This is a genomic window from Sphingomonas astaxanthinifaciens DSM 22298 (assembly GCF_000711715.1).
In the GTDB taxonomy this organism is placed as follows: Bacteria; Pseudomonadota; Alphaproteobacteria; order Sphingomonadales; family Sphingomonadaceae; genus Sphingomicrobium; species Sphingomicrobium astaxanthinifaciens_A.
Genome location: NZ_JONN01000001.1, coordinates 1,995,136 through 2,015,237 on the forward strand (window position 1 = coordinate 1,995,136; position 20,102 = coordinate 2,015,237).

A 20,102-nucleotide genomic window follows, 5' to 3' on the forward strand; every position below is an offset into this window, starting at 1 on the left:
GGGCCGCAAACTCACGAATTCTCAGTCCGAGGACCCATGGCCGCGACCCGCAACCATCCCTACCACATCCTTCCGCCGAGCCTGTGGCCGCTGATCGGTGCCTTTTCGGGCCTCGCGCTCACCGCCGGCGGCGTGCTCACCATGCACGACAATCCCTACGGCAAGTTCGTGCTTCTGGCGGGCGCGCTCGGTGTGCTGCTGACCATGTTCAGCTGGTGGCGCGACGTCGTCCACGAGAGCCACGCCGGTGATCACACCCCGATCGTGCAGCTTCACCTGCGCTACGGGATGATCCTGTTCATCGCCTCGGAAGTGATGTTCTTCCTCGCCTGGTTCTGGGCCTTCTTCGACAATGCCCTCTTCCCGAGCGCGGTCGATGCGATCGGCGGCGTGTGGCCGCCCAAGGACCAGCCGGTCATCAACCCGCTGGGCTTCCCGCTGCTCAACACGCTGATCCTGCTCTGCTCGGGCACAACCGTGACCTGGGCGCATCACAGCCTGATCAACAACGACCGCAAGGGCCTCGAGACCGGCCTCCTGCTGACGATCCTGCTCGGCATCCTGTTCAGCTCGATCCAGGCGTATGAATATGCCCATGCGCCGTTCGGTTTCACCACGACCAGCGGCGGCAACGTCTATGGCTCGACCTTCATGATGGCGACCGGCTTCCACGGCGCGCACGTGCTGATCGGGACCATCTTCCTGATCGTCTGCTACATCCGCGCCAAGCGCGGCGACTTCACCCCGCAGAAGCACTTCGGCTTCGAGGCGGCGGCCTGGTACTGGCACTTCGTCGACGTCGTCTGGCTGTTCCTGTTCGTCTCCATCTACCTGTGGGGCGGCTGGGGCGCCGAGTGGCACGGCTAAACGGGCTCGAGGGACCGGCGGGCGATGCGCTCGCCGGCCGCTGTCCTGCCTGTCACCAGGGCCGGCTGTTCGCCGGCCCTGTTCGTTTTGCCGCCCGCTGCGAGCGCTGCGGGACGGACTTCAGCCAGTATAATGTCGGTGACGGGCCGGCGGCCTTCCTGATCCTTGGGGTGGGCGCGATCCTGGTGGTGGCCGCACTGATGGTGGACATCGCCTTCGAGCCGCCCTGGTGGGTGCACCTCGTGTGGATCCCGCTCGGCCTCGCGCTGACCTTGGGCGGGCTCAGGGTCGCCAAGGCCTGGCTGCTGGGCGCCGAATATCGCCATGCCGCGCATGAAGGGCGGCTGGTCAAGTGAGGCGCGTCCCCCTCGTCGCGACGCTGGTCGTCCTCCTCGCGGTCGCCGCCATGGTCGGGCTCGGCCTGTGGCAGGTCGGACGGGCGAAGGAGAAGGAAGCCTTGCTGGCGCGATTCGAGCGCAATGTCGGGGCGCCGCGGACCGCGGTCACGCCCGGGCTCGACCTCTCCGGCAACCTGCTGCGCCCCGTTTCGCTCGACTGCGCTCGCGGGTCGGCGACGCGCCTCGCCGGGGCGGGCAAATATGGCTTTCGGGTGATCGCCGAGTGCACCAATGGGTCGCTCGGCCGCGCCATCGCCGTGCAATTGGGCACCACGGCGCGGCCGACCCCGACCCCGGCCTGGCCGGGCGGCAGGGTGGAAGGCTATCTTGGCCTCGCCCCCGACAGCCGCTCGCTGCTTCGCCTGCTGACCGATCATCGCCCGGCCGAGACGATGATCGTCGCCGATCCGCCGCTCGCGGGCCTTGCCGCCAATCCGGGCCCTGACCTGTCGTCCATCCCCAACAACCATCGCAGCTATGCGGTGCAGTGGTTCGCCTTCGCGGCCATCGCGCTCGTCATCTACGCGCTGGCGCTCCGGTCGCGGTGGCGGCGGGCATGAGCGCGGTCACCCACCTCGCCAACGGCCTGACGGTCATCACCCGGCCGATGCCCGGACTCGAGACCGCGAGCATCGCCCTGTTCGCCGACGTCGGCTCCCGCCACGAGGAGGCGCGGGTCAACGGCCTTGCGCATCTGTTCGAGCATATGGTGTTCAAGGGCGCCGGCGGGCGTTCGGCCCGGCAGATCAGCGAGGCGATCGAAGACGTCGGCGGCGAACTCAATGCCTGCACCGAGCGTGACCAGACGAGCTTCACCGCCGCGGTGCTGGGCGAGCACGTGCCCCTTGCCGTCGAATTGCTCGGCGACCTCGTCAGCCGTCCGCAGTTCGACGCCGCCGAGCTCGGGCGCGAGGCCGAGGTGGTGCTGCAGGAGCTGGCCGAGGCCGAGGACACGCCGTCGGACATCATCTTCGACCAGCTATGGAGCGCGGCCTTCGCCGATCAGCCGCTCGGCCGCTCGATCCTCGGCAGCCAGGAAAGCGTCCGCGCGATCACCGTCGAGGACCTCTTCGCCTGGCGCGACGCGCATTACCGGGGCGGCGCGATGGTCCTGTCGGCGGCCGGCGCGGTCCAGCATGAGCAAGTCGTCGCGCTCGCCGAGCGGCATCTCGGCGGGCTCGAGGCGGGCAGGGGTCCCGAGCCCGCAGCCGCGACTTTTACCGCGCGAGCGCGGCGCGGACGCGCCAAGGCCGACCAGGCGCAGCTCACGCTCGCGCACGAGGCGCCGGGGATCCGCTCGGAGGATTATCTGGCCGCGCGGCTGTTTGCCGATATCGCCGGAGGCGGCGCCTCGTCGCGCCTGTTCCAGGCGGTGCGCGAGGAACGCGGCCTGGCCTATACCGTCAGCGCCGGGCTTCATCCGCATGACGAAATCGGTCTGCTTCACGTCCATGCCGCGACGGCGCGCGACCGGGGCCATGCCGCAAGGGCACTCATCGCCGAGGTCCTCCGGGACACGGCAGCGACGCTCGACCAGCGCGAACTCGACCGCGCGCGGACGCAGGTCCGGGCGGGGCAGGCGATGAGCCTCGAGACGCCGTGGGGCCAGGCGGCGCAGGCCGCGCGGCAATGGCTGACCTATGGCCGGCTGATCCCGCGTTCGGAATTGCTTGCCCGCCTCGATGCGCTCGACGTCGCGCAGGTCCGCGCGGCCGGTGCGGCGATGCTGGCGAGCGCGCCGGCCGAGGCGACGCTGGGTCTCCCGGCGGCGAAGGCGGCATGACGGGTCTCGACGTCATCGTCGCCGAGCCGTGGGCGGACTGGGGCCTCGTCGACAGCGGCGGCGGCATGAAGCTCGAGCGCTTTGGCCGCTATACCGTCGCCCGGCCCGAGCCGCAGGCAATGTGGGACAAGGCGCAGGACGACTGGGACCCGGATGCGACCTTCGTTCCCGGCAGCGACGAGGATGGCGGCGGCCGCTGGGTCCTCCACCGCCAGATGCCGCGGGGCTGGAACCTGCAGCGCGACGGTGTGCGGTTCGAGGCGAGCCTGACCCCGTTCCGCCACCTCGCTTTCTTCCCTGACATGGCCCCGCAATGGGACTGGATGCGCGCGCGCGCCGACGGGGCCGAAGTGATGAACCTGTTCGGCTATACTGGGGTCGGGACCCTGCTGCTCAGCGAGGCGGGGGCGAAGCTGACCCATGTCGACGCCAGCAAGAAAAGCGTCGAGCAGGGCAAGGAGAATGCGATCCTGTCGGGACTCGCCGATCGCCCGATCCGCTGGCTGGTCGACGACGCCGCCAAATTCACCGCGCGCGAGGTAAGGCGCGGGCGGCGCTATGACGGCATCCTGCTCGATCCGCCCAAGTTCGGACGCGGGCCGACCGGGGAGACCTGGCGGCTGGAGGAGAATCTCGGGCCCCTGATCGAGGATTGCGGCCGGCTGCTGGACGAGAACAGCCGCTTCCTCGTGCTCACGGTCTATGCGGTCCGGATGAGCGCGCTCAGCCTCGGCGAACTGCTGCGGCAGAAGCTCGGCCATCTCGGCGGACGGGTTGAGGTCGGCGAGATGGCGATGCGCGAGGAACGGCGCGGACTGCTGCTGCCGACCGCTCTCTTCGCTCGCTGGGTCCGGGATTAGGTTCTCGCGGCGCGCATCGCCGCACCGGCGACGAAGGGTGCCCCCACCAGCAGGAACAGGCTGACCGCGGCCTCCAACTGGAGCGCGCCGGCCTTGGGATCGCCCGCGGCCGAGGCGGCGAAGATCAGCAGGGGAATGGCCAGTGGAAGCAGCAGCAGGCTGCCGAGCGCCGACGACTGGCGCAGGCCCGAGGTCAGGCTCGCCACCGCCACCGCCAGTGCGGCGAGGCCGGGAGTGCCGACCGCGAGGGTGACGAGGGTCCGCGTGATGGCTTCGGCGGGCAGGCCGAGCAGGACCGACCCGGGCACGGCCGCGACGAGCAGCGGCGGGCCGAAGCTCAGCCAGTGGGCGATGATCCGGGCGAGGGCGACTTCCTCCATCTTGAGGCCCGAGAGCGCGAGCTGGTCGAGGACACCGGCGGCGCGGTCGGGCTCGACCAGCCGCTCGACCGGGAGGAGCGCGGCGGTCAGCGCGGCAACCCACAGCAGGCCGGGGCCTACCCGCGCAAGAAGCTTCGCGTCGGGGCCGACGGCAAACGGCACGAGCGCGGCGACCAGCAGGAAGAAGAGCAAGGGCAGAAGCGCGCTCCCGCCGAGCGCGCGGCGAAGATCGCGGAGGATGAGGCGGCCCATCACGGCTGGAGCCCTCGCTCGGTCCAGGCGGCGCCCGGAAGGGGCTGGTGCGAGGCCGCCAAGACCCCCCCGCCGCCCTCGAGGTGCCGCGCGATCATGACTCCCAGCCGCTCCACGGCGGCGCTGTCGAGGCCGTTGGCCGGTTCGTCGAGCAGCCACAGGCGCGCCCCCGACACGGCCACGCGGGCCAGCGAGGCGCGGCGGAGTTGTCCGGTCGAGAGATAACGAACCGGGACCTCGCCCAGCTCTTCGAGCCCGACCTGCTCGAGGGCTTCGGCAACCACCGTCCCCGGAGCCGCCCAGAAGGCGAGCGCTTGGGCGAGGCTCCGCTCGGGATCGAGCGCGGGCCGCTCGTCGGCAAGGGCAAGCGGAGCCGCCGTCACCGTCCCGGCGAGCGGGGCGAGCAGGCCGGCCGCGACCCGAAGCAGGCTCGACTTGCCAGTCCCGTTGGGGCCGGTCACCAGCACCGCCTCGCCCGCCTCGATGGTCAGCGACAGGCCCTCGAACAGCAGCCGTCCGCCGCGCCAGCAGGCGATATCGTGGAGCGCGAGCAGGCTCATTCGTGCTCCGCGGCCTCCTCGAGCGCGTGCATGTCCTCGTCGCTGAGCCCGAAGTGGTGGCCGATCTCGTGGATCAGCACATGGGCAACGAGATGCTCGAGGCTGTCCTCGCCTTCCATCCACTCGAGCAGGATCGGCGCTCGGTAAAGGAAGACCTGGTCGGGGAAGCGGCCGCTCTCGTCGACGCTTCGCTCGGTCAGCGGGCGGCCCACGTAAAGGCCGGTGAGGTCGTAGGGATCCTCGATCCCCATCTCGGCCAGGATTTCCTCCTCGGCGAATTCCTCGATCCGCAGGACGATCTCGCGGGCGGTGGCGGCAAAGGGCTCGGGAAGACGATCGAGCGACTGGCGCGCGATCGCCTCGATCTCTTCGAAGGACGGGGCGGGACCGAAAGCGCGCATCGCGCAACGGTGTAGCGGCTGGCTCCAAGCTGCCAAGCGGGTTGTTCCCGCGCGCGCCAGCCCCTAAGAGCCCGCGCTTCCAGGCAATGGAAATTGCGGAGCGGTGGCCGAGTGGTCGAAGGCGCTCGCCTGGAAAGTGAGTATACGGCAAAACCGTATCGAGGGTTCGAATCCCTCCCGCTCCGCCACTTCCCTCCTTATCGGACGACCAGCTTGTCGAGCTCCTGCGTCACCAGCGGGTGATAGAGCGGACGTGCGCGCGGGTAGATGCGGAGCGCGATCGGCCGGCCCCAGGCTCTGTCGTCCATCAGCGTCTTGAACAGCGGACGCACGAACTTGCGACGGCCCTGCCCCTCGAGGAAGCGCTCGAGCGCCGGGACGGCGGGGTCGTAACGGTTGGCGACGGCGAGGGTCAGCCAGGCGAACAGCACTTCCTGGTTGCCGGTCTCGTCGAGGCGCCAGGCGCGCTCGAGCGCGTCGAGCCGCGGGCGCGCCTGCTGGCGGGGCAGCTTGTTGAGGAACCGCAGCCGCTCGTCGGTGGTCCAGCGCGACCAGGCCGCCGGCAAGGTCCCGGTGGCGGTGAAGGTGGCGACCGCGCCATCGACCTCGGCAAAGGCGCTGGGATCGGCCGGCACCGCATTGTCGGGAATGCCCGTGCCATAGACCCACCGGTCGAGCTCGAGCCGGCGCTCGAGGCGGGCGTCACCACGGACCAGTTCGCGGCGCAGGTCGGCGAGGAACATGGCGCTGGTCACCGGCTTGAAGGCATGGCGGTCGAACCAGCCGCGGAGGAAGGTGTCGAACCGTGCGCGGCCGAGGTTCGCCTCGAGCATCCGCAGGAACGCGGACCCCTTTTCATAAGCGATGTGGGTCAGGCCGTCGTCGGGGTGACGTCCCTTGAGGTCGATGTGGAGCCGCGTGTCGGGCCCCTGCGGACCGCCATTGTCGGTCACCGCGGCGTCGAGCGCGTCGATCCCGAGCGCGACCTGCTGGCGGGCGACCTTGGGGCCGTAAAGCTGCTCGACGATCCGCCGCTCGGCGTAAGTGGTGGTGCCCTCGTTGAGCCAGAAATCGGCCCAGGTGGCGTTGGTCGCGAGATTGCCCGACCAGCTGTGCGCAAGCTCGTGCGCGATCAGGCTGACCAGGCTCTTGTCCCCGGCGATAAAGGTCGGGGTGAGGAAGGTGAGGGTCGGATTCTCCATCCCGCCGAAGGGGAAGGAGGGCGGCAGCACGATCATGTCGTAGCGGCCCCAGCGATAGGGACCGAACAGGCGCTCGGCCGCGGTCACCATCTTTTCGGTGTCCTCGAGTTCGCGCGCCGCGGCCGGAAGGGTCGCGGGCTCGGCCCAGACCCCGGTGCGCGGGCCCAGCGGCTGGAACTTGAGGTCCCCGACCGCGATCGCGATGAGATAGGGCGCGACGGGCTTGTCCATCGCAAAGCGGAAGGTGCGCGTGCCATTGGCTGACGTCGCGGGCGAAGGGGCCGTGCGGACACCGCCGCCCGGTGCACTCATCACCGCGGTCAGGGGCGCCGGCACGCGGATCGTCGCCGACCAGCTCTGGCGGATGCCGGGCGAATCCTGGGTCGGGATCCAGCTGCGGTTGAGGATCGACTGGCCCTGGCTGAACAGGAACGGAGCCTTCTTGCCGGCGGTCTGCGCCGGGGTCAGCCACTGCAGTGCCTCGGCGTCGCGGGCGACATAGGCGATCCGCACCTTGCGGGTGCGGGGACCGAGCTGGATCGTCAGCGGACGGCCGAGCTCGGGCGTGCCTTGACCGAAAGCGAAGGCGAGCGGTCGGCCGGTCTCGGCATCGTTGACCTTGGTCACCCGATAGCCCTTGCTGTCGAGCACCAGCGCGCGCGCGCCGGGGCGGCGCTGGACGTCGAGCGTCGCGCTCCCCGCGACCGATCGGCGGGCGAAATCGACGTTGAGGTCGAGCGCGACATGGGTGACGCGCGCCTCGCGCGGGCGGGCGAAGCTGTGCGGATCGACGGCATCGGCGGTGGCGAGCACAGGCGCGACGGCCGGAGCGGCATGCGGCTGGGCCGAAGCCATGGCGGGAACGGTCATGGCGAGCGCCGAGGCGAGCAAAAGGGCGGTTCGGGTCATTCGGGCTCCTAGAAGGCAAGCCGCCCTAACTCCGAATGAACAAAGGGAAAAGCATGGTCGAGGCAGACACCAGACCGCGCGGGTCGGCGAACCGCTCGCATCGCGCGGCCTGCGGCCCTATATGTCGGGGGATGCGCAGCAATCGCACCGCCGATGGCAACCGATAGCGCCACGCTTGCCCCCGCCGAGCCGCGGGTCCGCCGACCGCGCGCGCTGACCCCGCGGCGAGGGCCGATCGCGCGCACGGTCGGGCTCGACGCGCCCTTTTTCGCCGACAAGAACCGCGCCTTCTGGATGCTCCAGTCGGCGGGCTGGACCGGCTATTTCGTGCTCCGGACGCTGTCGGGCATCGCCAATGCGGTGCCGGCGATGTTCGTCGTCCACACGCTGCTGCTGACCGCGACCGGCTATTCGCTGACCCTGCTGCTGGGCTCGCTCTACCGCCGGCTGATCGTGATGCGTGCGCTCTACACGGTGATCCTCAGCCTTGCGGCGGTGGTGGTCGCCTCGGCCGCCTTTTCGATCATCGAGACCTGGAGCCACGCGACCTTCGTCAAGCCCGGGGCGAGCCCGGTCGGGGTCCAGTGGTTCGGCGCGATCCTCCTCAATTTCGCGCTGCTCGCGGCCTGGTCGGCGCTCTATTACGGGATCAACTATTACCTGCTGCTGGAAGAGGAGATCGACCAGCGCGCCCGGCTCGAAAGCCAGGCCTCGATCGCCCAGCTGGCGATGCTGCGCTACCAGCTCAATCCGCATTTCCTGTTCAACACGCTGAACAGCATCTCGACCCTCGTCCTGCTGAAGCAGACCGAGCGGGCCAATGCGATGCTGGCGCGGTTGAGCAGCTTCCTGCGCTATACGCTCGCCAATGAGCCGACCGCGCAGGTCACGCTCGCGCAGGAGGTGGAGACACTGAAGCTCTATCTCGAGATCGAGAAGATGCGCTTCGAGGATCGCCTCCGGCCGCATTTCCGGATCGAGGCGCAGACCATCGGCGCGCGGCTGCCGAGCCTGCTGCTCCAGCCGCTGATCGAGAATGCGATCAAATATGCGGTGACCCCGAGCGAGACCGGGGCCGACATCTGGATCACCGCCATTCCGCACGGCGATTATGTGCGGATCGAAGTCGCCGACAACGGGGCCGGGGGGCAGGACGCGCTGGTCGCGACCCAGTCGACCGGAGTCGGTCTGGCGAACACCCGCGACCGTCTGGCGCAAGCCTATGGCGAGCGGCACCGCTTCGCGACAGGCAAGAACGAACATGGGGGGTTCAGCGTTACCGTGGAAATCCCGCTCGACGCCCGACCGCTGACGGGCTGAGGAGCGGCACGAAAATTGAAGGACCTGCATGACGATCCGAACCATCCTCGTCGATGACGAGCCCCTGGCGACCCAGGGCCTGCTGCTGCGCCTCGAGGCGCATGACGATGTCGAGGTGATCGCTACCGCCAACAATGGCCGCGAGGCGATCCGCGCGATCAAGACCCACAAGCCCGACCTCGTCTTCCTCGACATCCAGATGCCGGGCTTCGACGGCTTTTCGGTGATCCAGGGGCTGATGGACGTCGATCCGCCTCTCTTTGTCTTCGTGACGGCCTATTCGGAGCATGCCTTGCGCGCCTTCGAAGTGCAGGCGGTCGACTATCTCGAGAAGCCGGTGCTCGAAGACCGCCTCGCCAGCACCATGGAGCGGGTCCGCCAGCGACTCGCCGAGCGGCAGGCCGCGAGCCATGCCGAGCGGCTGGCCGAGGCCTTGGCCGAGCATGCCCCCGAAGCGGCCGAGGAACTAACCGACGGCGCACCCGCCGACCCGGCGCCGGGCCGCTTCGAGAAGATGATCAACATCAAGGACCAGGGGCAGATCTTCCGGGTCGATGTGGACACAATCGAGCGGATCGACGCCGCCGGCGACTACATGTGCATCCAGACCGGCGACAACACGCTGATCCTGCGCGAGACGATGAAGGACCTCGAGAAACGCCTCGACCCGCGCCGCTTCCAGCGGGTGCACCGCTCGACGATCGTCAACCTCGACCTCGTCCGGCAGGTGAAGCCGCACACCAATGGCGAATGCTTCCTGGTGTTGAACTCGGGCGCGCAGGTGAAGGTCAGCCGCTCCTACCGGGACGTGGTGGCGCGCTTCGTCCACTGATTCCGGCCCCGCCCGGGGTTTGGCGGGAACGGGGCTTGCGGTAGACTGCGCCCATGGACCGGGTCGATCAGCAGCGCGCGGCGGAGGGTTTCGACTTCAGCCGGGTGCTGTCGATCGCCGACGCGCTGCCGATGCCACTGGCGCTCGTCGACCACGACGAGCGCTATCTTTTCTGCAACCGGTCGCTCGCCGAATTCTTCGAGGTCTCGCGCAGCGCGATCCTCGGGAAGACGGTTCGCGAGCTCCTCGGCGAGGCGGCCTATCGGGTCCGCAAGGACCTGCTCAAGGCGGCGCTCGGCGGCGAGCGGCAATGGTTCGCGGCCTCCTTCGACCATCCCACGCGCGGCCCGATCGCGCTTCAGACCGAATATCTGCCGCAGTTCGTCGGTGGGGTGGTCACCGGCGTCGTCATCATCGTCCAGGACGTGACCGAGCAGCGGGTCGCCGAGCGCGCGATGCGCGAATCCGAGGCGCGCTTCCGGCGGATCGCCAATTCGGCGCCCGTGATCATGTGGGTGACCCGGCTCGACCGGCATCGCGAATTCGTCAACGACGCCTATCTCGACTTTACCGGGATTGGGCCTGACGAGGTCAACTCGCACCGGTGGGAGAGCTGGATCCATCCCGAGGATCTCGAGCGGATCGTCGCCGAGAGCCGGGCCGGCGAAGCGACCCGCAAGCCCTTCACGCTCGAGGCGCGCTATCGGCGGGCCGATGGCGAATATCGCTGGCTCCGCTCGGTCTCGAGCCCCCGTTTCGGTCCCGACGGGGAGCTGGTCGGTTTTATCGGTGCGGCCTTCGACGTCACGCCGGCCAAGCTCGGCGAGTTTCAGCTCAAGGCCGAGGTCGAGGCCCGGACCGCCGCGTTGTCGGCAAGCGAATCGCGCTTCCGTGCGGTCTTCGACACCGCGCTCGAGATGATCTCGCTGCTCACCGTCGAAGGCGACTATCTCGAGGTCAATCGCACCGCGCTCGAGGCGATGGGCTGCACCGCCGAGGAGATTGTCGGGCGCAAGGCCTGGGAGCTGCCGCCGGTCGCGGGCAATCCCGAGGCCGAGGCGACCATCCGCTCGCTGATCGCCGCGGGGGCGGCGGGGCTGACCAGCCAGGCCGAGGTCAATGTCACCATCGCCGGCACGACCCAGACCCATGTGACCTCGATCAAGCCGGTGCTCGGCGACGATGGAAAGCCCGTCTATCTCGTCGGCGAAGCGCGCGACGTGACCGAGCTGCGCGGCGCGCAGGAGCAGCTTCGCCAGAGCCAGAAGATGGAGGCGCTCGGCCAGCTGACCGGCGGGATCGCCCATGATTTCAACAATCTCCTGACGGTGGTGGTGGGCGGGCTCGACCTCATCACCAAGCGGACAACCGATCCCAAGCTCGAACGCTATGCCAGGAATGCGCTCGAAGCGGCCGAGCGGGGGGCCCGCCTGACCGCGCAACTGCTCGCCTTCAGCCGGGTCCAGCGGCTCGAGGTGCGGCCGACCTACGTCGCGCCGCTGATCGAGAACATGCGCCCGCTGCTGCGCAACGTGCTCGGCCCGGGGATTGAGAAGCGCTTCTCGCTCGACGAGGAGCGGATGCCGGTGCTGGCCGATCCGACCCAGCTCGAACTGGCGGTGCTCAACCTCGCGATCAATGCCCGCGACGCGATGCCTGGAGGGGGCCTGCTCACCTTCCGTACCCGTAAGGTCGTGATCGAGACCGACCCCGAACTCGAACCCGGCGACTATATCGAGCTCAGCATCGCCGACACCGGGACGGGAATGCCGCCAGAGGTCGTCGAACGCGCCTTCGAGCCCTTCTTCACAACCAAGGACGTCGGCCATGGGACCGGGCTCGGCCTGTCGATGGTCTATGGCGTCGCGCGGCAGTCGGGCGGCACCGCGCGGATCGAGAGCCGCCCCGGCGAAGGCACCACGGTACTGCTATATTTCCGCCGGTCCGAGGCCGGCACCGAGACCGCCGAGCCGGTGGCGCAGCGAACCGACGATCAGGGGCCCGCCGCGGCGAAAGGGCGGGTCCTCGTGGTCGACGACGATCCCGATGTGCGCGGTTTCATCGTCGCCAGCCTCGAGGACCAGGGTTATTCGGTGCGCGAAGCCGCAGATGGAGCCGCCGGGCTCGCCGAATACCGTGCCGGGGCCCCTGATCTCGTCATCCTCGATTATCTGATGCCGGGGATGTCGGGGGCGGACGTCGCGCTCAATATTCGCGCCAGCCGACCTGACCAGCCCATCCTGTTCGTCTCGGGCTACAGCGAGACCGACGCGATTCGCGCGGCCGCGCCCGATGCCCCCCTGCTCGCCAAACCGTTCCGCTCCGACGCGCTGGGCGCGGCGGTGCGCAAGCTCCTGGTCGGGGCCTAGCTCGCCATCTTGCGGGCGCCCAGGCCGACCACGAGCTGGTTGGCGCGCTCGTAGGAGAGCGGCTTGCCGAAGAGATAGCCCTGGATGGTGTCGCAGCCGAGTTCGCGCATGCGCTCGAAATCCTCGGCGGTCTCGACGCCCTCGGCGGTGACCGACATGCGGAAGTCCTTGGCGAGCTGCACGATCGACTTGATGATCGCGACATTGCCCGGACGGGTGCCGGCGTCGCGGACGAAGCTGCCGTCGATCTTCAGTTTGTGGAAGACCGCCTTGTTCAAGTATCCGATCGAGGAATAGCCGGTCCCGAAGTCGTCGAGCGCGATCCCGACGCCGAGCGCGCGCAGCCGCCCGAGGATGTCGAGGCTGCGGCTCGAGCTGTCGAGGAACACCCCTTCGGTCACCTCGAGCTCGATCCGGTTGCCGGGCAGCCGGTGGCGGGCCAGCGCCTGGCTGACCACGTTGGGCAGGTTGGGCAGGATGATCTGCTTGGGACTGACGTTCAGCGCGACCGTGATCGGCTCGGGCCAGCTGGCGGCGGCGCGGCAGGCCTCCTCGATGATGAATTCGCCAAGCGGGCCCATCAGGCCGCATTCCTCGGCCACGGGGATGAAGACGTTGGGCGGCACGAAACCGCGCCGCGGGTGATTCCACCGGACCAGCGCCTCGAAACCGATCAGCTTCTGGTTCTTGGCGCTGACCAGCGGCTGGAAAGCGAGGTGGAACTGGCGCGATTCGAGCGCGGCGCGCAGGTCGGCCTCGAGCCGGACCCGGTCCTCCTGCTCGCTCTGCAGCTCGGAGCTGAAATAGCGCACCACGCCGCGACCCGCGTCCTTCGCCTGGTAGAGCGCAAGGTCGGCCTTGAGGATGAGGTCGTCGACCGTCGCCCCGTCGATCGGGCCGAAGGCGCAGCCGACCGACACGCCGATTCGAATTTCGGTCCCGTCGATGAGGAAGGGCTCGCCGATGGCGACGATGATCCGGTCGGCCAGCTGCTCGATCTTCTTGCGGCTCTGCGCGTCGGGGATGACGATCGCGAATTCGTCGCCGCCGAGGCGCCCGACATGGCCGTCGCTCGCGACCTCGTCGCACAGCCGCTTGGCGACCGCCTGGAGGACGGCATCGCCCTTGGGGTGGCCAAAGGTGTCGTTGACCGGCTTGAACCCGTCGAGGTCGAGAAACATGATCGCGCAAGGCACGTTGCCGGCCGTCGCGGCGCGCAGCGCTTCGCCCAGGAGCTGGCGGACACGACCGCGATTGGGCAGCCCCGAGAGCACGTCGACATTCGCCAGGTGGGTCAGCCGCTCCTGCGTGTGGCGAACGTCGGTGATGTCGAGGCCGACCCCGCGGAAGCCCTCGAACCGCCCGGCGGTGTCGATGATCGGATCGCCCGACAGGGAGATCCAGCGATTGCCGCGCGCGGTCTTCAGCTCCATCTCGAGATTGGTGAAGGGCTGCTTGTCGAGCAGCACCCGGCCGAGATCGGCATGGCCGCCGAGGAGGGCAGGCAGCGAATGGCCGAGGATCTGGTTGGACGGGCGGCCGATCAGCGCGCCCATTCGGCTCGAGATGTAGGCGACGCGATTCTCGCCATCGACCTGCCACAGCCAGCCCACGCCGCGCTGCTCATATTCCTGCAGCAGCAGCGAGGCGCTCTCGGACTGCGAGCCCATGTCGGCATTGGTCTTGAGCTGCCCCGCCGCCCAGCGCGCGACGGTGAGCACGCCGACGATCGCCACGCCCAGCACGAACAGCATCGCCAGCAACTGCTGGAAGGAGACGGTCGACTGCATCAGCAGCAGCGCACCCGACAGGCCGGCGGTGAAGGCGCTCATCCAGGCGACCGCGCAGGCGAAGATCACGACGAGGCCGAGCCCCGCGATGCCGACACCGGCGATCAGCGTACCGGCGATGATCTGGCCGCCGCTGTCGAGCTGGGGGAAGAGATAGAGCGGAAGGCTGAGCCAGGCGGCCGCTCGGACCACCACGTCGGCGATCATCTGCCACTGAGGCACCGAATGGCCGGCGCGGCCGACGCAGGTGACGGCCTGGCTCTGGCTCCAGCGCATCGCGAGGACATTGAGGCCCGAGACCGCGACCAGCCAGCCGACCAGCCAGGTCGCCTGAGTCGCGCCCCACAGCGCCGCGCAGAAGAGCAAGGCGGCGGCGATGTTGGTCAAGGCGAGGAACGGCGCGAGCTGGCCGCGGGCAATCAGCTGCGCATCCTTGAGCGGCGAGCTTTCCGTCCCGCTGTCGCGGGCGAACCCTGCCGATTCGCCGTCCGGAAGGCGGGCGGCAATCATGCGCTTGTAGCGGTCGGGGGCCTCGTACATCGGTTCGGTCAGACTCCTGTCCGAGCCTGCTAGCCTCGCGAGGGTTTAGAGCGAGTTAAGAAGTCCCGCCCGAAAGCTGGTCGGGGTCGAGGCGCGGGCTTCCCGTCCCGGCCTGTTCCGCGGCCCTGATGGCCTCTGCGATCCTGATGTTCACGGGGGTCGGCACGCCGAGCGCCGCGCCCCTGCGGATGATCGCTCCCTGCAGTTCGTCGATCTCGGTCGGCCGGCGTTTCTCGAGGTCCTCCCACATCGAGGAGCGGGCGGTGCGGTCGATGCGGACCCCGCGCTTGCTCAGTTGGCGGAAGAGAAAGTTCGGCAGCCGGAGCATCCGCGGCATCCGCTGGACGGGCACCTTGCTCATGCTCCAGGGCGTGATCCCCGCGGCGCGAAAAACGGCGAGGGCTTCCTCTTGGGCGGCGGCGAACAAGCGACGCCAGCGCCGATCCCCGAGCTGCTCGGCCAGCGTCAGCCCGGACAAGGCATTGAGCGCATTGTTGAGATTGTAGAGGAGCTTGCCCGCCAGCACCGCGCCCATGTCGGGATGCTGGAGAAAATCGAGATGCGGCGCGGCGAGCGGCGGGGCGCCGGCCTCGACCACCACCGGCCCCGACGTCCCGCGATGAAACTGGCCGGGCCCGCGATGGAGCACGTTGAAGCTCACCATGCCTGCGAAGACCGGCCGGCCGGGAAGCGCCTTGCGCAGCAGTTCGGCGTTGGCGAGCCCGTTCTGCAGGCTGACGACCGCGGCCTCCGGCGGCGCATGCGCGGCGATCAGCGCGCCCATCTCGGCGGTCGCGCCGCTCTTCACGGTGACGAGGATGGTGCGAGCGCCAGCGAAGGCTAAGGCGGGGTCGGTGGCGAGGGTCACGACCGACGGGTCGACCCGTTCCGCCCAGCCCTCGAAGCTGGTGAGCGAAAGGCCTGCCGTCTCGACTTCCTCGGCGATCCGCGGGCGCGCAAGAAAGGTGACCTCGGCCCCGCCTTTCGCCAGCAAGCCGCCGACGAAACAGCCGATGCTCCCGGCGCCGGCGATGACGATCTTATGGCCCATTGGCCGTGTCGTGGCGGGGTCCCGGGCGGTTGACAAGTCGGGCTCCGGCCGGGATGAAGGCGCCCGTGAGCAAGCAGTGGCACCAGTGGTGGGGTCCCAAGGCGGCGGCGCGATGGCGCTGGCGGTGAACTGAACGCGTCACCACCAGTTTGAAGGCCAAGCGACCCGCCCCTCACGTGGCGGGTTTTTTCATGTCCCGGAAAGACCCATGAGCCCCACTGCCCAATATACCGCGATCATTCCCGCCGAGCCCCCGGTCGACACCGGCCCGGTCCCCAATCCGCTGCCGCGCCTGCTCGCAGGCGAGGACCTGAGCGCCGACGAGGCGCAGCATTTGTTCGAGCGGCTCGTGCTCGGCCGCCTCGAGCCGGGCGAGATCGGGGGCATGCTAATCGCGCTCCGGATGAAGGGCGAGACGCCCGAGGAGATGATCGGCGCCGCCCAGGCGCTGCTCGCCGCCGCTACCCCGTTCGAACGGCCGGGCGAACTGTTCGCCGATTGCTGCGGAACGGGCGGCGACGGGGCGGGGACGATCAACGTCTCGACCGCGGCCGGACTGGTCGCGGCCGCGGCGGGCCTTCCGATCGCCAAGCACGGCAATCGCTCGGTTTCGAGCCGGTGCGGTTCCGCCGATGTGCTGGAAGCCCTCGGGGCAAGGCTCGAGCTGACCCCCGACGAAGCGCGGCGCGTGCTCGACCAGACTGGCTTCACCTTCCTCTTCGCCCCCGCCTATCATCCAGGGATGAAGCATGCGGCGCTGGTCCGCCGGCAATTGAGCGTGCGGACGGTGATGAATCTCCTCGGCCCCTGCGTGAACCCGGCCAGGCCCCCGGTGCAATTGCTCGGCGTCGCCGATCCGCGGCTCCTCCGCCGGATCGCGCAGGTGCTCCAGGCCTTGGGAGTCAGCCAGGCCCTGGTCGTCCACGGCAGCGGGCTCGACGAGGTCGCACTCCACGCCGACACCCGCGCCATCCGGCTGGCGAACGGCGAACTCGAGGAGCTGGTCCTGACCCCCGAGGAAGTCGGATTCGAGCGGACCGCGCTCGTCGCGCTCGAAGGCGGCGATCCTGCGGTCAATGCCGCACGGTTGAAGGACCTGCTCGAGGGAAGCGGCTCACTCGCCGAGCAGCAGGCGGTGTCGCTCAATGCCGGCGCCCTGCTGTGGACCGCCGGCCTCGCCCCGGACTTCGCGGCGGGCTGCGTCAAGGCCTTGGACGTGCTTCGCTCGGGCGCGGCCGGCCGGACCCTCGCCGCCTTCGTCGAGGCCAGCCGTGGCTGACGTCCTCGCCGAGATTGTCGCGCACAAGCGGCAGGAAGTCGCAGCCCGGTTGCGCGGCTTCGACGCAAGCGGGATCGCGCCGACCACGCGCAGCCTTCGCGCCGCGCTGGCCCGGCCGGGCGCGCGCTTCATCATGGAAGTGAAGCGCGCCTCGCCCTCGGGCCATCGCTCGGTCCATTCGATCGAAACCGCAATTCGTGCTTATGCCGGGGTCGCCGACGGAGTCAGCGTGCTCACCGACGAGCGCTTCTTCGCGGGCTCCTTCGCCGCGCTGGAGACCGTCCGCGCGCGTTTCGACGGGCCGATCCTCGCCAAGGATTTCGTGGTCGTTCCCGCGCAGGTTGCCGAAGCCCGCCGGCACGGCGCCGACGCGGTGCTGTGCATGCTCTCGGTGCTCGGCGACGAGGAAGCGCAGGGCGTGATGGCCGAGGCGGCGAGGCTCGGCATGGACGTGCTGGTCGAGGTCCATGACGAGGCCGAGCTCGACCGCGCACTGGCGCTCGGTGCGACCCTTGTCGGGATCAACAACCGCGACCTCAAAACCCTCAAGACCGACCTTGCGGTGACCGAGCGGATGGCGGCGAAGGTGCCGGACTCGGTGACGCTGGTCAGCGAATCGGGGATTGCCGCGCGCGGCGACGTCGAGCGGCTGTCGCGCCATGCCGACGCCTTCCTGGTCGGCTCCTCGCTGATGGCCGCCGACGATCCCTTCGAGGCGGCGCGGGCGCTGGTGTTCGGGCGGGTCAAGGTCTGCGGGCTGACGCGAGTCGAGGACGTCGAGGCCGCCGCCGCATCGGGGGCGACTCATGCCGGGATCATCCTCGTTCGCGGCACGCCGCGCGCGGTGGACCGTGAGACGGCGCTTGCGCTCGCGGCGACCGCGCGGGACGCGGGCCTCAAGCCCGTCGGCGTGTTCCGCGACGACGAGCCGCGCGACGTCGCCCGCGCCGCGGCGACGGCGGGCTTGTTCGCGGTCCAGCTTCACGGCCATGAGGACGCCGCGCACGTCGCCATGCTGCGCAATGGTTTTTCGGGCGAAATCTGGACCGTCGGCTTCGAGGATCGCGGCGGCGACCGCCTCGTGTTCGACAGCCCCGGCGGCGGGACCGGGCGCCCCTGTGACTGGGGGGCGGTCGCCAAGCACCCCGCGAAGACGAGAGCCTTCCTCGCCGGCGGAATCGGGCCCGACAATGCCCGCGCCGCGCAAGACACGGGGGTCTATGGCCTCGACGCCAGCTCCCGGCTCGAAGCCGCGCCCGGAATCAAGGACCACGCCCAAATCGCCGCGCTGTTCGACGCGCTGCGCCTCCCCGACCGGAGACAGAATGATGAAGCATGACGGACGCTTTGGCCGCTTCGGCGGCTGCTTCGTGCCCGAGATCCTCGTACCCGCGCTCGAACAGCTCGAGGGCGCCTTCCTCGAGGCCGAGTCCGACCCCGCCTTTCGCGCCGAGCTCGACCAGCTCCTCGCCACCTACGCGGGCCGCCCGACCCCGCTGACCCGCTGCCGCAATCTGGCCGCCGACACGCCCGCGCGCATTTACCTAAAGCGCGAGGACCTGCTTCACGGCGGCGCGCACAAGACCAACCAGGTGCTCGGCCAGGCACTGCTGGCGAAGCGGATGGGCAAGCGCCGCCTGATCGCCGAGACCGGGGCGGGCCAGCACGGCGTCGCGACCGCGCTGGCCGGCGCGCTGTTCGGGCTCGAGACCGAGATCTACATGGGTGCCGACGACGTCGCGCGGCAGCAGCTGAACGTCTTCCGCATGGAGCTGATGGGGGCCAGGGTCATCCCCGTCACCGCCGGCGACCGGACCTTGAAGGACGCGGTCAACGAGGCATTGCGCGACTGGACTGCGAGCTTCGCCCACACCCACTATCTCCTCGGCACCGCGGCCGGCCCGCATCCCTTCCCGACCATGGTCCGCCAGTTCCAGCGGGTGATCGGCAAGGAAGCGCGCGCCCAGGTGCTGGAGGTCGAGGGCCGGCTTCCGGACGTGGTCGCGGCGTGCGTCGGCGGCGGTTCCAACGCCATCGGCATGTTCGCCGACTTCATCGAGGACGACGGCGTCCGCCTCGTCGGCTGCGAAGCGGCGGGCAAGGGGCTCCACGGTCACGAGCATGGCGCGACCATCCTCAAGGGCACGCCCGGCATCCTTCACGGGACCGAGACGCTGCTGCTGCAGGATCGCGACGGGCAGATTGCCGACACATGGTCGATGTCGGCCGGGCTCGATTATCCCGGAGTCGGCCCCGAGCATGCCTATCTCCGCGAGATCGGCCGTGCCGATTATGTCGGCGTGACCGACGCCGACGCGCTCGATGCCTTCCAGGCGCTGGCTCGCTCCGAGGGCATCATCCCCGCCTTCGAGAGCGCCCACGCCATCGCGCATGCGCTGAAGCTCGCCGCCGAGGCGACCCGCGAGACCGTCATTGTGGTCAACCTGTCGGGCCGCGGCGACAAGGACATGGCGAGCGCGGTCAAGCTGCTGAAAGGCGACCAGGCATGAGCCGCTACGACGAGATGTTCGCGCGGCTGAAGCAGCGCCATGAGGGCGCCTTCGGCGGCTTCCTGATGCTCGGCGATCCCGACAAGGCGACCAGCGCCCTGCTCCTCGACGCCCTGGTCGAAGGCGGTGCGGACATGATCGAGGTCGGCATCCCGTTCAGCGATCCGGTCGCCGACGGCCCGGTCATCCAGGCCGCGTCCGAGCGCGCGCTGCGCTCGGGGATGAAGGTCGACGACAGTTTCGACCTCATCCGTGACCTGCGCGCCCGGCACCCGGCAATTCCGATCGGGATCCTCACCTACGCCAACATCCTCCACGCCCGCGGACGCGAACGGTTCATGGCCGATGCGGCCGCGGCCGGCGCCGATTCGGTGCTGGTCGCCGACGTCCCCAGCCTCGAGGCCGTGCCCTACAGTGAGGCCGCCAGGGCCGCCGGGCTCGAACTCGTCATGATCGCCGCCCCCAATACCCCGCCGCCGGTGCTCGCGCGCATCTCCGCGCTGTCGGGCGGCTATACCTATTGCGTCGCCCGCGCGGGGGTGACGGGAACGAGCGACACACTCGCGCTCGACCATGAGGCGCTGTTCGCCGGTCTGGCGGAGGCGGGGGCCCCGCCGCCGATCCTCGGCTTCGGGATCTCGACCCCGGAACAGGTCGCCGATGCCCTCGCCAGCGGGGCGGCGGGCGTGATCGCCGGCTCGGCGCTGGTGAAGTGCGGCGCCGACCCGGCGGCCCTCGCCAGCCTTGTCAGCGGGCTCAAGCGCGCTACTGCCCTGCCCAACCAGGAGAGGTAGGAAGA

The 20,102-nt window shown here is 69.5% G+C and carries 18 protein-coding genes and 1 tRNA gene; 13 read left to right on the top strand and 6 right to left on the bottom strand.

Annotated elements, in window-relative coordinates; all coding sequences use genetic code 11:
• Nucleotides 1-36: 36 nt before the first annotated feature.
• From BS69_RS0110335 to BS69_RS0110355, 5 genes are read left to right on the top strand one after another with little or no spacing between them, the layout of a single operon-like run.
• Nucleotides 37-867: a cytochrome c oxidase subunit 3 gene (locus BS69_RS0110335; protein WP_029941871.1), complete on the top strand. Its 831-nt coding sequence runs from the start codon at nucleotides 37-39 to the stop codon at nucleotides 865-867.
• Entirely contained in the window at nucleotides 855-1,223 is a 369-nt protein-coding gene (locus tag BS69_RS0110340; RefSeq protein ID WP_029941872.1) for a DUF983 domain-containing protein, read from the top strand. Before BS69_RS0110335 ends, BS69_RS0110340 begins: the two co-directional genes overlap by 13 nt.
• The gene (locus BS69_RS0110345; protein ID WP_029941873.1) at nucleotides 1,220-1,825 is read left to right on the top strand and encodes an SURF1 family protein; all 606 of its coding nucleotides are present in this window, start codon (nucleotides 1,220-1,222) and stop codon (nucleotides 1,823-1,825) included. The genes BS69_RS0110340 and BS69_RS0110345 overlap by 4 nt, the downstream gene beginning before the upstream one ends.
• Nucleotides 1,822-3,048 carry a M16 family metallopeptidase gene (locus BS69_RS0110350; RefSeq protein WP_051676763.1) on the top strand — a complete coding sequence of 409 codons (1,227 nt, stop codon included), beginning with the start codon at nucleotides 1,822-1,824 and terminating at the stop codon, nucleotides 3,046-3,048. The genes BS69_RS0110345 and BS69_RS0110350 overlap by 4 nt, the downstream gene beginning before the upstream one ends.
• Nucleotides 3,045-3,908 carry a class I SAM-dependent methyltransferase gene (locus tag BS69_RS0110355; RefSeq protein ID WP_029941875.1) on the top strand — a complete coding sequence of 288 codons (864 nt, stop codon included), beginning with the start codon at nucleotides 3,045-3,047 and terminating at the stop codon, nucleotides 3,906-3,908. Before BS69_RS0110350 ends, BS69_RS0110355 begins: the two co-directional genes overlap by 4 nt.
• On the opposite strand, the gene BS69_RS0110360 is transcribed toward BS69_RS0110355, so the two are convergent.
• From BS69_RS0110360 to BS69_RS0110370, 3 genes are read right to left on the bottom strand one after another with little or no spacing between them, the layout of a single operon-like run.
• A complete protein-coding gene (locus BS69_RS0110360) occupies nucleotides 3,905-4,540 on the bottom strand; it encodes a heme exporter protein CcmB (RefSeq protein WP_029941876.1) in 636 nt (211 codons plus the stop codon). The two genes, BS69_RS0110355 and BS69_RS0110360, sit on opposite strands and share 4 nt — an antisense overlap.
• Entirely contained in the window at nucleotides 4,540-5,094 is a 555-nt protein-coding gene (gene ccmA, locus BS69_RS0110365) for a heme ABC exporter ATP-binding protein CcmA (protein ID WP_425423536.1), read from the bottom strand. The genes BS69_RS0110360 and ccmA overlap by 1 nt, the downstream gene beginning before the upstream one ends.
• A 2-nt stretch (nucleotides 5,095-5,096) precedes the next feature.
• On the bottom strand, nucleotides 5,097-5,501 hold the full coding sequence (locus BS69_RS0110370) for a metallopeptidase family protein (RefSeq protein ID WP_029941878.1): 405 nt from the start codon (nucleotides 5,499-5,501) through the stop codon (nucleotides 5,097-5,099).
• Nucleotides 5,502-5,598: 97 nt separating this feature from the next.
• On the opposite strand from BS69_RS0110370, the gene BS69_RS0110375 reads away from it, so the two are divergent.
• Nucleotides 5,599-5,689 (top strand) — tRNA-Ser (locus BS69_RS0110375).
• A 9-nt stretch (nucleotides 5,690-5,698) separates the two neighbouring features.
• On the opposite strand, the gene BS69_RS0110380 is transcribed toward BS69_RS0110375, so the two are convergent.
• Entirely contained in the window at nucleotides 5,699-7,612 is a 1,914-nt protein-coding gene (locus tag BS69_RS0110380; RefSeq protein ID WP_029941879.1) for a M1 family metallopeptidase, read from the bottom strand.
• Nucleotides 7,613-7,906: 294 nt separating this feature from the next.
• Here BS69_RS0110380 and BS69_RS0110385 point away from each other — a divergent pair, with 294 nt between their 5' ends.
• The 3 genes from BS69_RS0110385 to BS69_RS0110395 are packed head-to-tail and all read left to right on the top strand — an operon-like array spanning nucleotide 7,907 to nucleotide 12,133.
• The gene (locus BS69_RS0110385; protein WP_051676764.1) at nucleotides 7,907-8,932 is read left to right on the top strand and encodes a sensor histidine kinase; all 1,026 of its coding nucleotides are present in this window, start codon (nucleotides 7,907-7,909) and stop codon (nucleotides 8,930-8,932) included.
• Nucleotides 8,933-8,960: 28 nt separating this feature from the next.
• The gene (locus BS69_RS0110390) at nucleotides 8,961-9,764 is read left to right on the top strand and encodes a LytR/AlgR family response regulator transcription factor (RefSeq protein WP_029941881.1); all 804 of its coding nucleotides are present in this window, start codon (nucleotides 8,961-8,963) and stop codon (nucleotides 9,762-9,764) included.
• Between the two features lie 53 nt (nucleotides 9,765-9,817).
• Nucleotides 9,818-12,133 (top strand): PAS domain-containing hybrid sensor histidine kinase/response regulator, encoded by a 2,316-nt coding sequence (locus BS69_RS0110395; RefSeq protein WP_051676694.1) that lies wholly within the window; start codon nucleotides 9,818-9,820, stop codon nucleotides 12,131-12,133.
• Here the strand turns inward: BS69_RS0110395 and BS69_RS0110400 are convergent.
• Both BS69_RS0110400 and BS69_RS0110405 read right to left on the bottom strand, forming a co-directional pair.
• Complete coding sequence (locus BS69_RS0110400) at nucleotides 12,130-14,463, bottom strand: putative bifunctional diguanylate cyclase/phosphodiesterase (RefSeq protein WP_051676695.1); 2,334 nt, start codon at nucleotides 14,461-14,463, stop codon at nucleotides 12,130-12,132. The genes BS69_RS0110395 and BS69_RS0110400 overlap by 4 nt on opposite strands.
• Before the next feature lie 55 nt (nucleotides 14,464-14,518).
• The gene (locus tag BS69_RS0110405) at nucleotides 14,519-15,514 is read right to left on the bottom strand and encodes a 2-dehydropantoate 2-reductase (RefSeq protein WP_029941884.1); all 996 of its coding nucleotides are present in this window, start codon (nucleotides 15,512-15,514) and stop codon (nucleotides 14,519-14,521) included.
• Nucleotides 15,515-15,722: 208 nt separating this feature from the next.
• Between BS69_RS0110405 and trpD the strand changes: the two genes are divergently transcribed.
• The 4 genes from trpD to trpA are packed head-to-tail and all read left to right on the top strand — an operon-like array spanning nucleotide 15,723 to nucleotide 20,097.
• On the top strand, nucleotides 15,723-16,793 hold the full coding sequence (trpD, locus tag BS69_RS0110410) for an anthranilate phosphoribosyltransferase (protein ID WP_084184460.1): 1,071 nt from the start codon (nucleotides 15,723-15,725) through the stop codon (nucleotides 16,791-16,793).
• Nucleotides 16,786-18,132: a bifunctional indole-3-glycerol-phosphate synthase TrpC/phosphoribosylanthranilate isomerase TrpF gene (gene trpCF / locus BS69_RS0110415; RefSeq protein ID WP_029941886.1), complete on the top strand. Its 1,347-nt coding sequence runs from the start codon at nucleotides 16,786-16,788 to the stop codon at nucleotides 18,130-18,132. The genes trpD and trpCF overlap by 8 nt, the downstream gene beginning before the upstream one ends.
• Nucleotides 18,119-19,303 (top strand): tryptophan synthase subunit beta, encoded by a 1,185-nt coding sequence (gene trpB / locus BS69_RS0110420; protein WP_211248111.1) that lies wholly within the window; start codon nucleotides 18,119-18,121, stop codon nucleotides 19,301-19,303. The genes trpCF and trpB overlap by 14 nt, the downstream gene beginning before the upstream one ends.
• Complete coding sequence (gene trpA / locus BS69_RS0110425; protein ID WP_037504475.1) at nucleotides 19,300-20,097, top strand: tryptophan synthase subunit alpha; 798 nt, start codon at nucleotides 19,300-19,302, stop codon at nucleotides 20,095-20,097. The genes trpB and trpA overlap by 4 nt, the downstream gene beginning before the upstream one ends.
• Nucleotides 20,098-20,102 lie beyond the last annotated feature (5 nt).

Excerpts from the sequence above, each read along its gene's own strand:
- BS69_RS0110335 (WP_029941871.1), top strand. The coding sequence starts at position 37 with ATGGCCGCGACCCGCAACCATCCCTACCACATCCTTCCGCCGAGCCTG.
- BS69_RS0110350 (WP_051676763.1), top strand. The coding sequence starts at position 1,822 with ATGAGCGCGGTCACCCACCTCGCCAACGGCCTGACGGTCATCACCCGG.
- BS69_RS0110355 (WP_029941875.1), top strand. The coding sequence starts at position 3,045 with ATGACGGGTCTCGACGTCATCGTCGCCGAGCCGTGGGCGGACTGGGGC.
- BS69_RS0110360 (WP_029941876.1), bottom strand. The coding sequence starts at position 4,540 with ATGGGCCGCCTCATCCTCCGCGATCTTCGCCGCGCGCTCGGCGGGAGC.
- BS69_RS0110370 (WP_029941878.1), bottom strand. The coding sequence starts at position 5,501 with ATGCGCGCTTTCGGTCCCGCCCCGTCCTTCGAAGAGATCGAGGCGATC.
- BS69_RS0110380 (WP_029941879.1), bottom strand. The coding sequence starts at position 7,612 with ATGACCCGAACCGCCCTTTTGCTCGCCTCGGCGCTCGCCATGACCGTT.
- BS69_RS0110385 (WP_051676764.1), top strand. The coding sequence starts at position 7,907 with ATGCTCCAGTCGGCGGGCTGGACCGGCTATTTCGTGCTCCGGACGCTG.
- BS69_RS0110390 (WP_029941881.1), top strand. The coding sequence starts at position 8,961 with ATGACGATCCGAACCATCCTCGTCGATGACGAGCCCCTGGCGACCCAG.
- BS69_RS0110395 (WP_051676694.1), top strand. The coding sequence starts at position 9,818 with ATGGACCGGGTCGATCAGCAGCGCGCGGCGGAGGGTTTCGACTTCAGC.
- BS69_RS0110400 (WP_051676695.1), bottom strand. The coding sequence starts at position 14,463 with ATGTACGAGGCCCCCGACCGCTACAAGCGCATGATTGCCGCCCGCCTT.
- BS69_RS0110405 (WP_029941884.1), bottom strand. The coding sequence starts at position 15,514 with ATGGGCCATAAGATCGTCATCGCCGGCGCCGGGAGCATCGGCTGTTTC.
- trpD (WP_084184460.1), top strand. The coding sequence starts at position 15,723 with ATGAGCCCCACTGCCCAATATACCGCGATCATTCCCGCCGAGCCCCCG.
- trpB (WP_211248111.1), top strand. The coding sequence starts at position 18,119 with ATGATGAAGCATGACGGACGCTTTGGCCGCTTCGGCGGCTGCTTCGTG.
- trpA (WP_037504475.1), top strand. The coding sequence starts at position 19,300 with ATGAGCCGCTACGACGAGATGTTCGCGCGGCTGAAGCAGCGCCATGAG.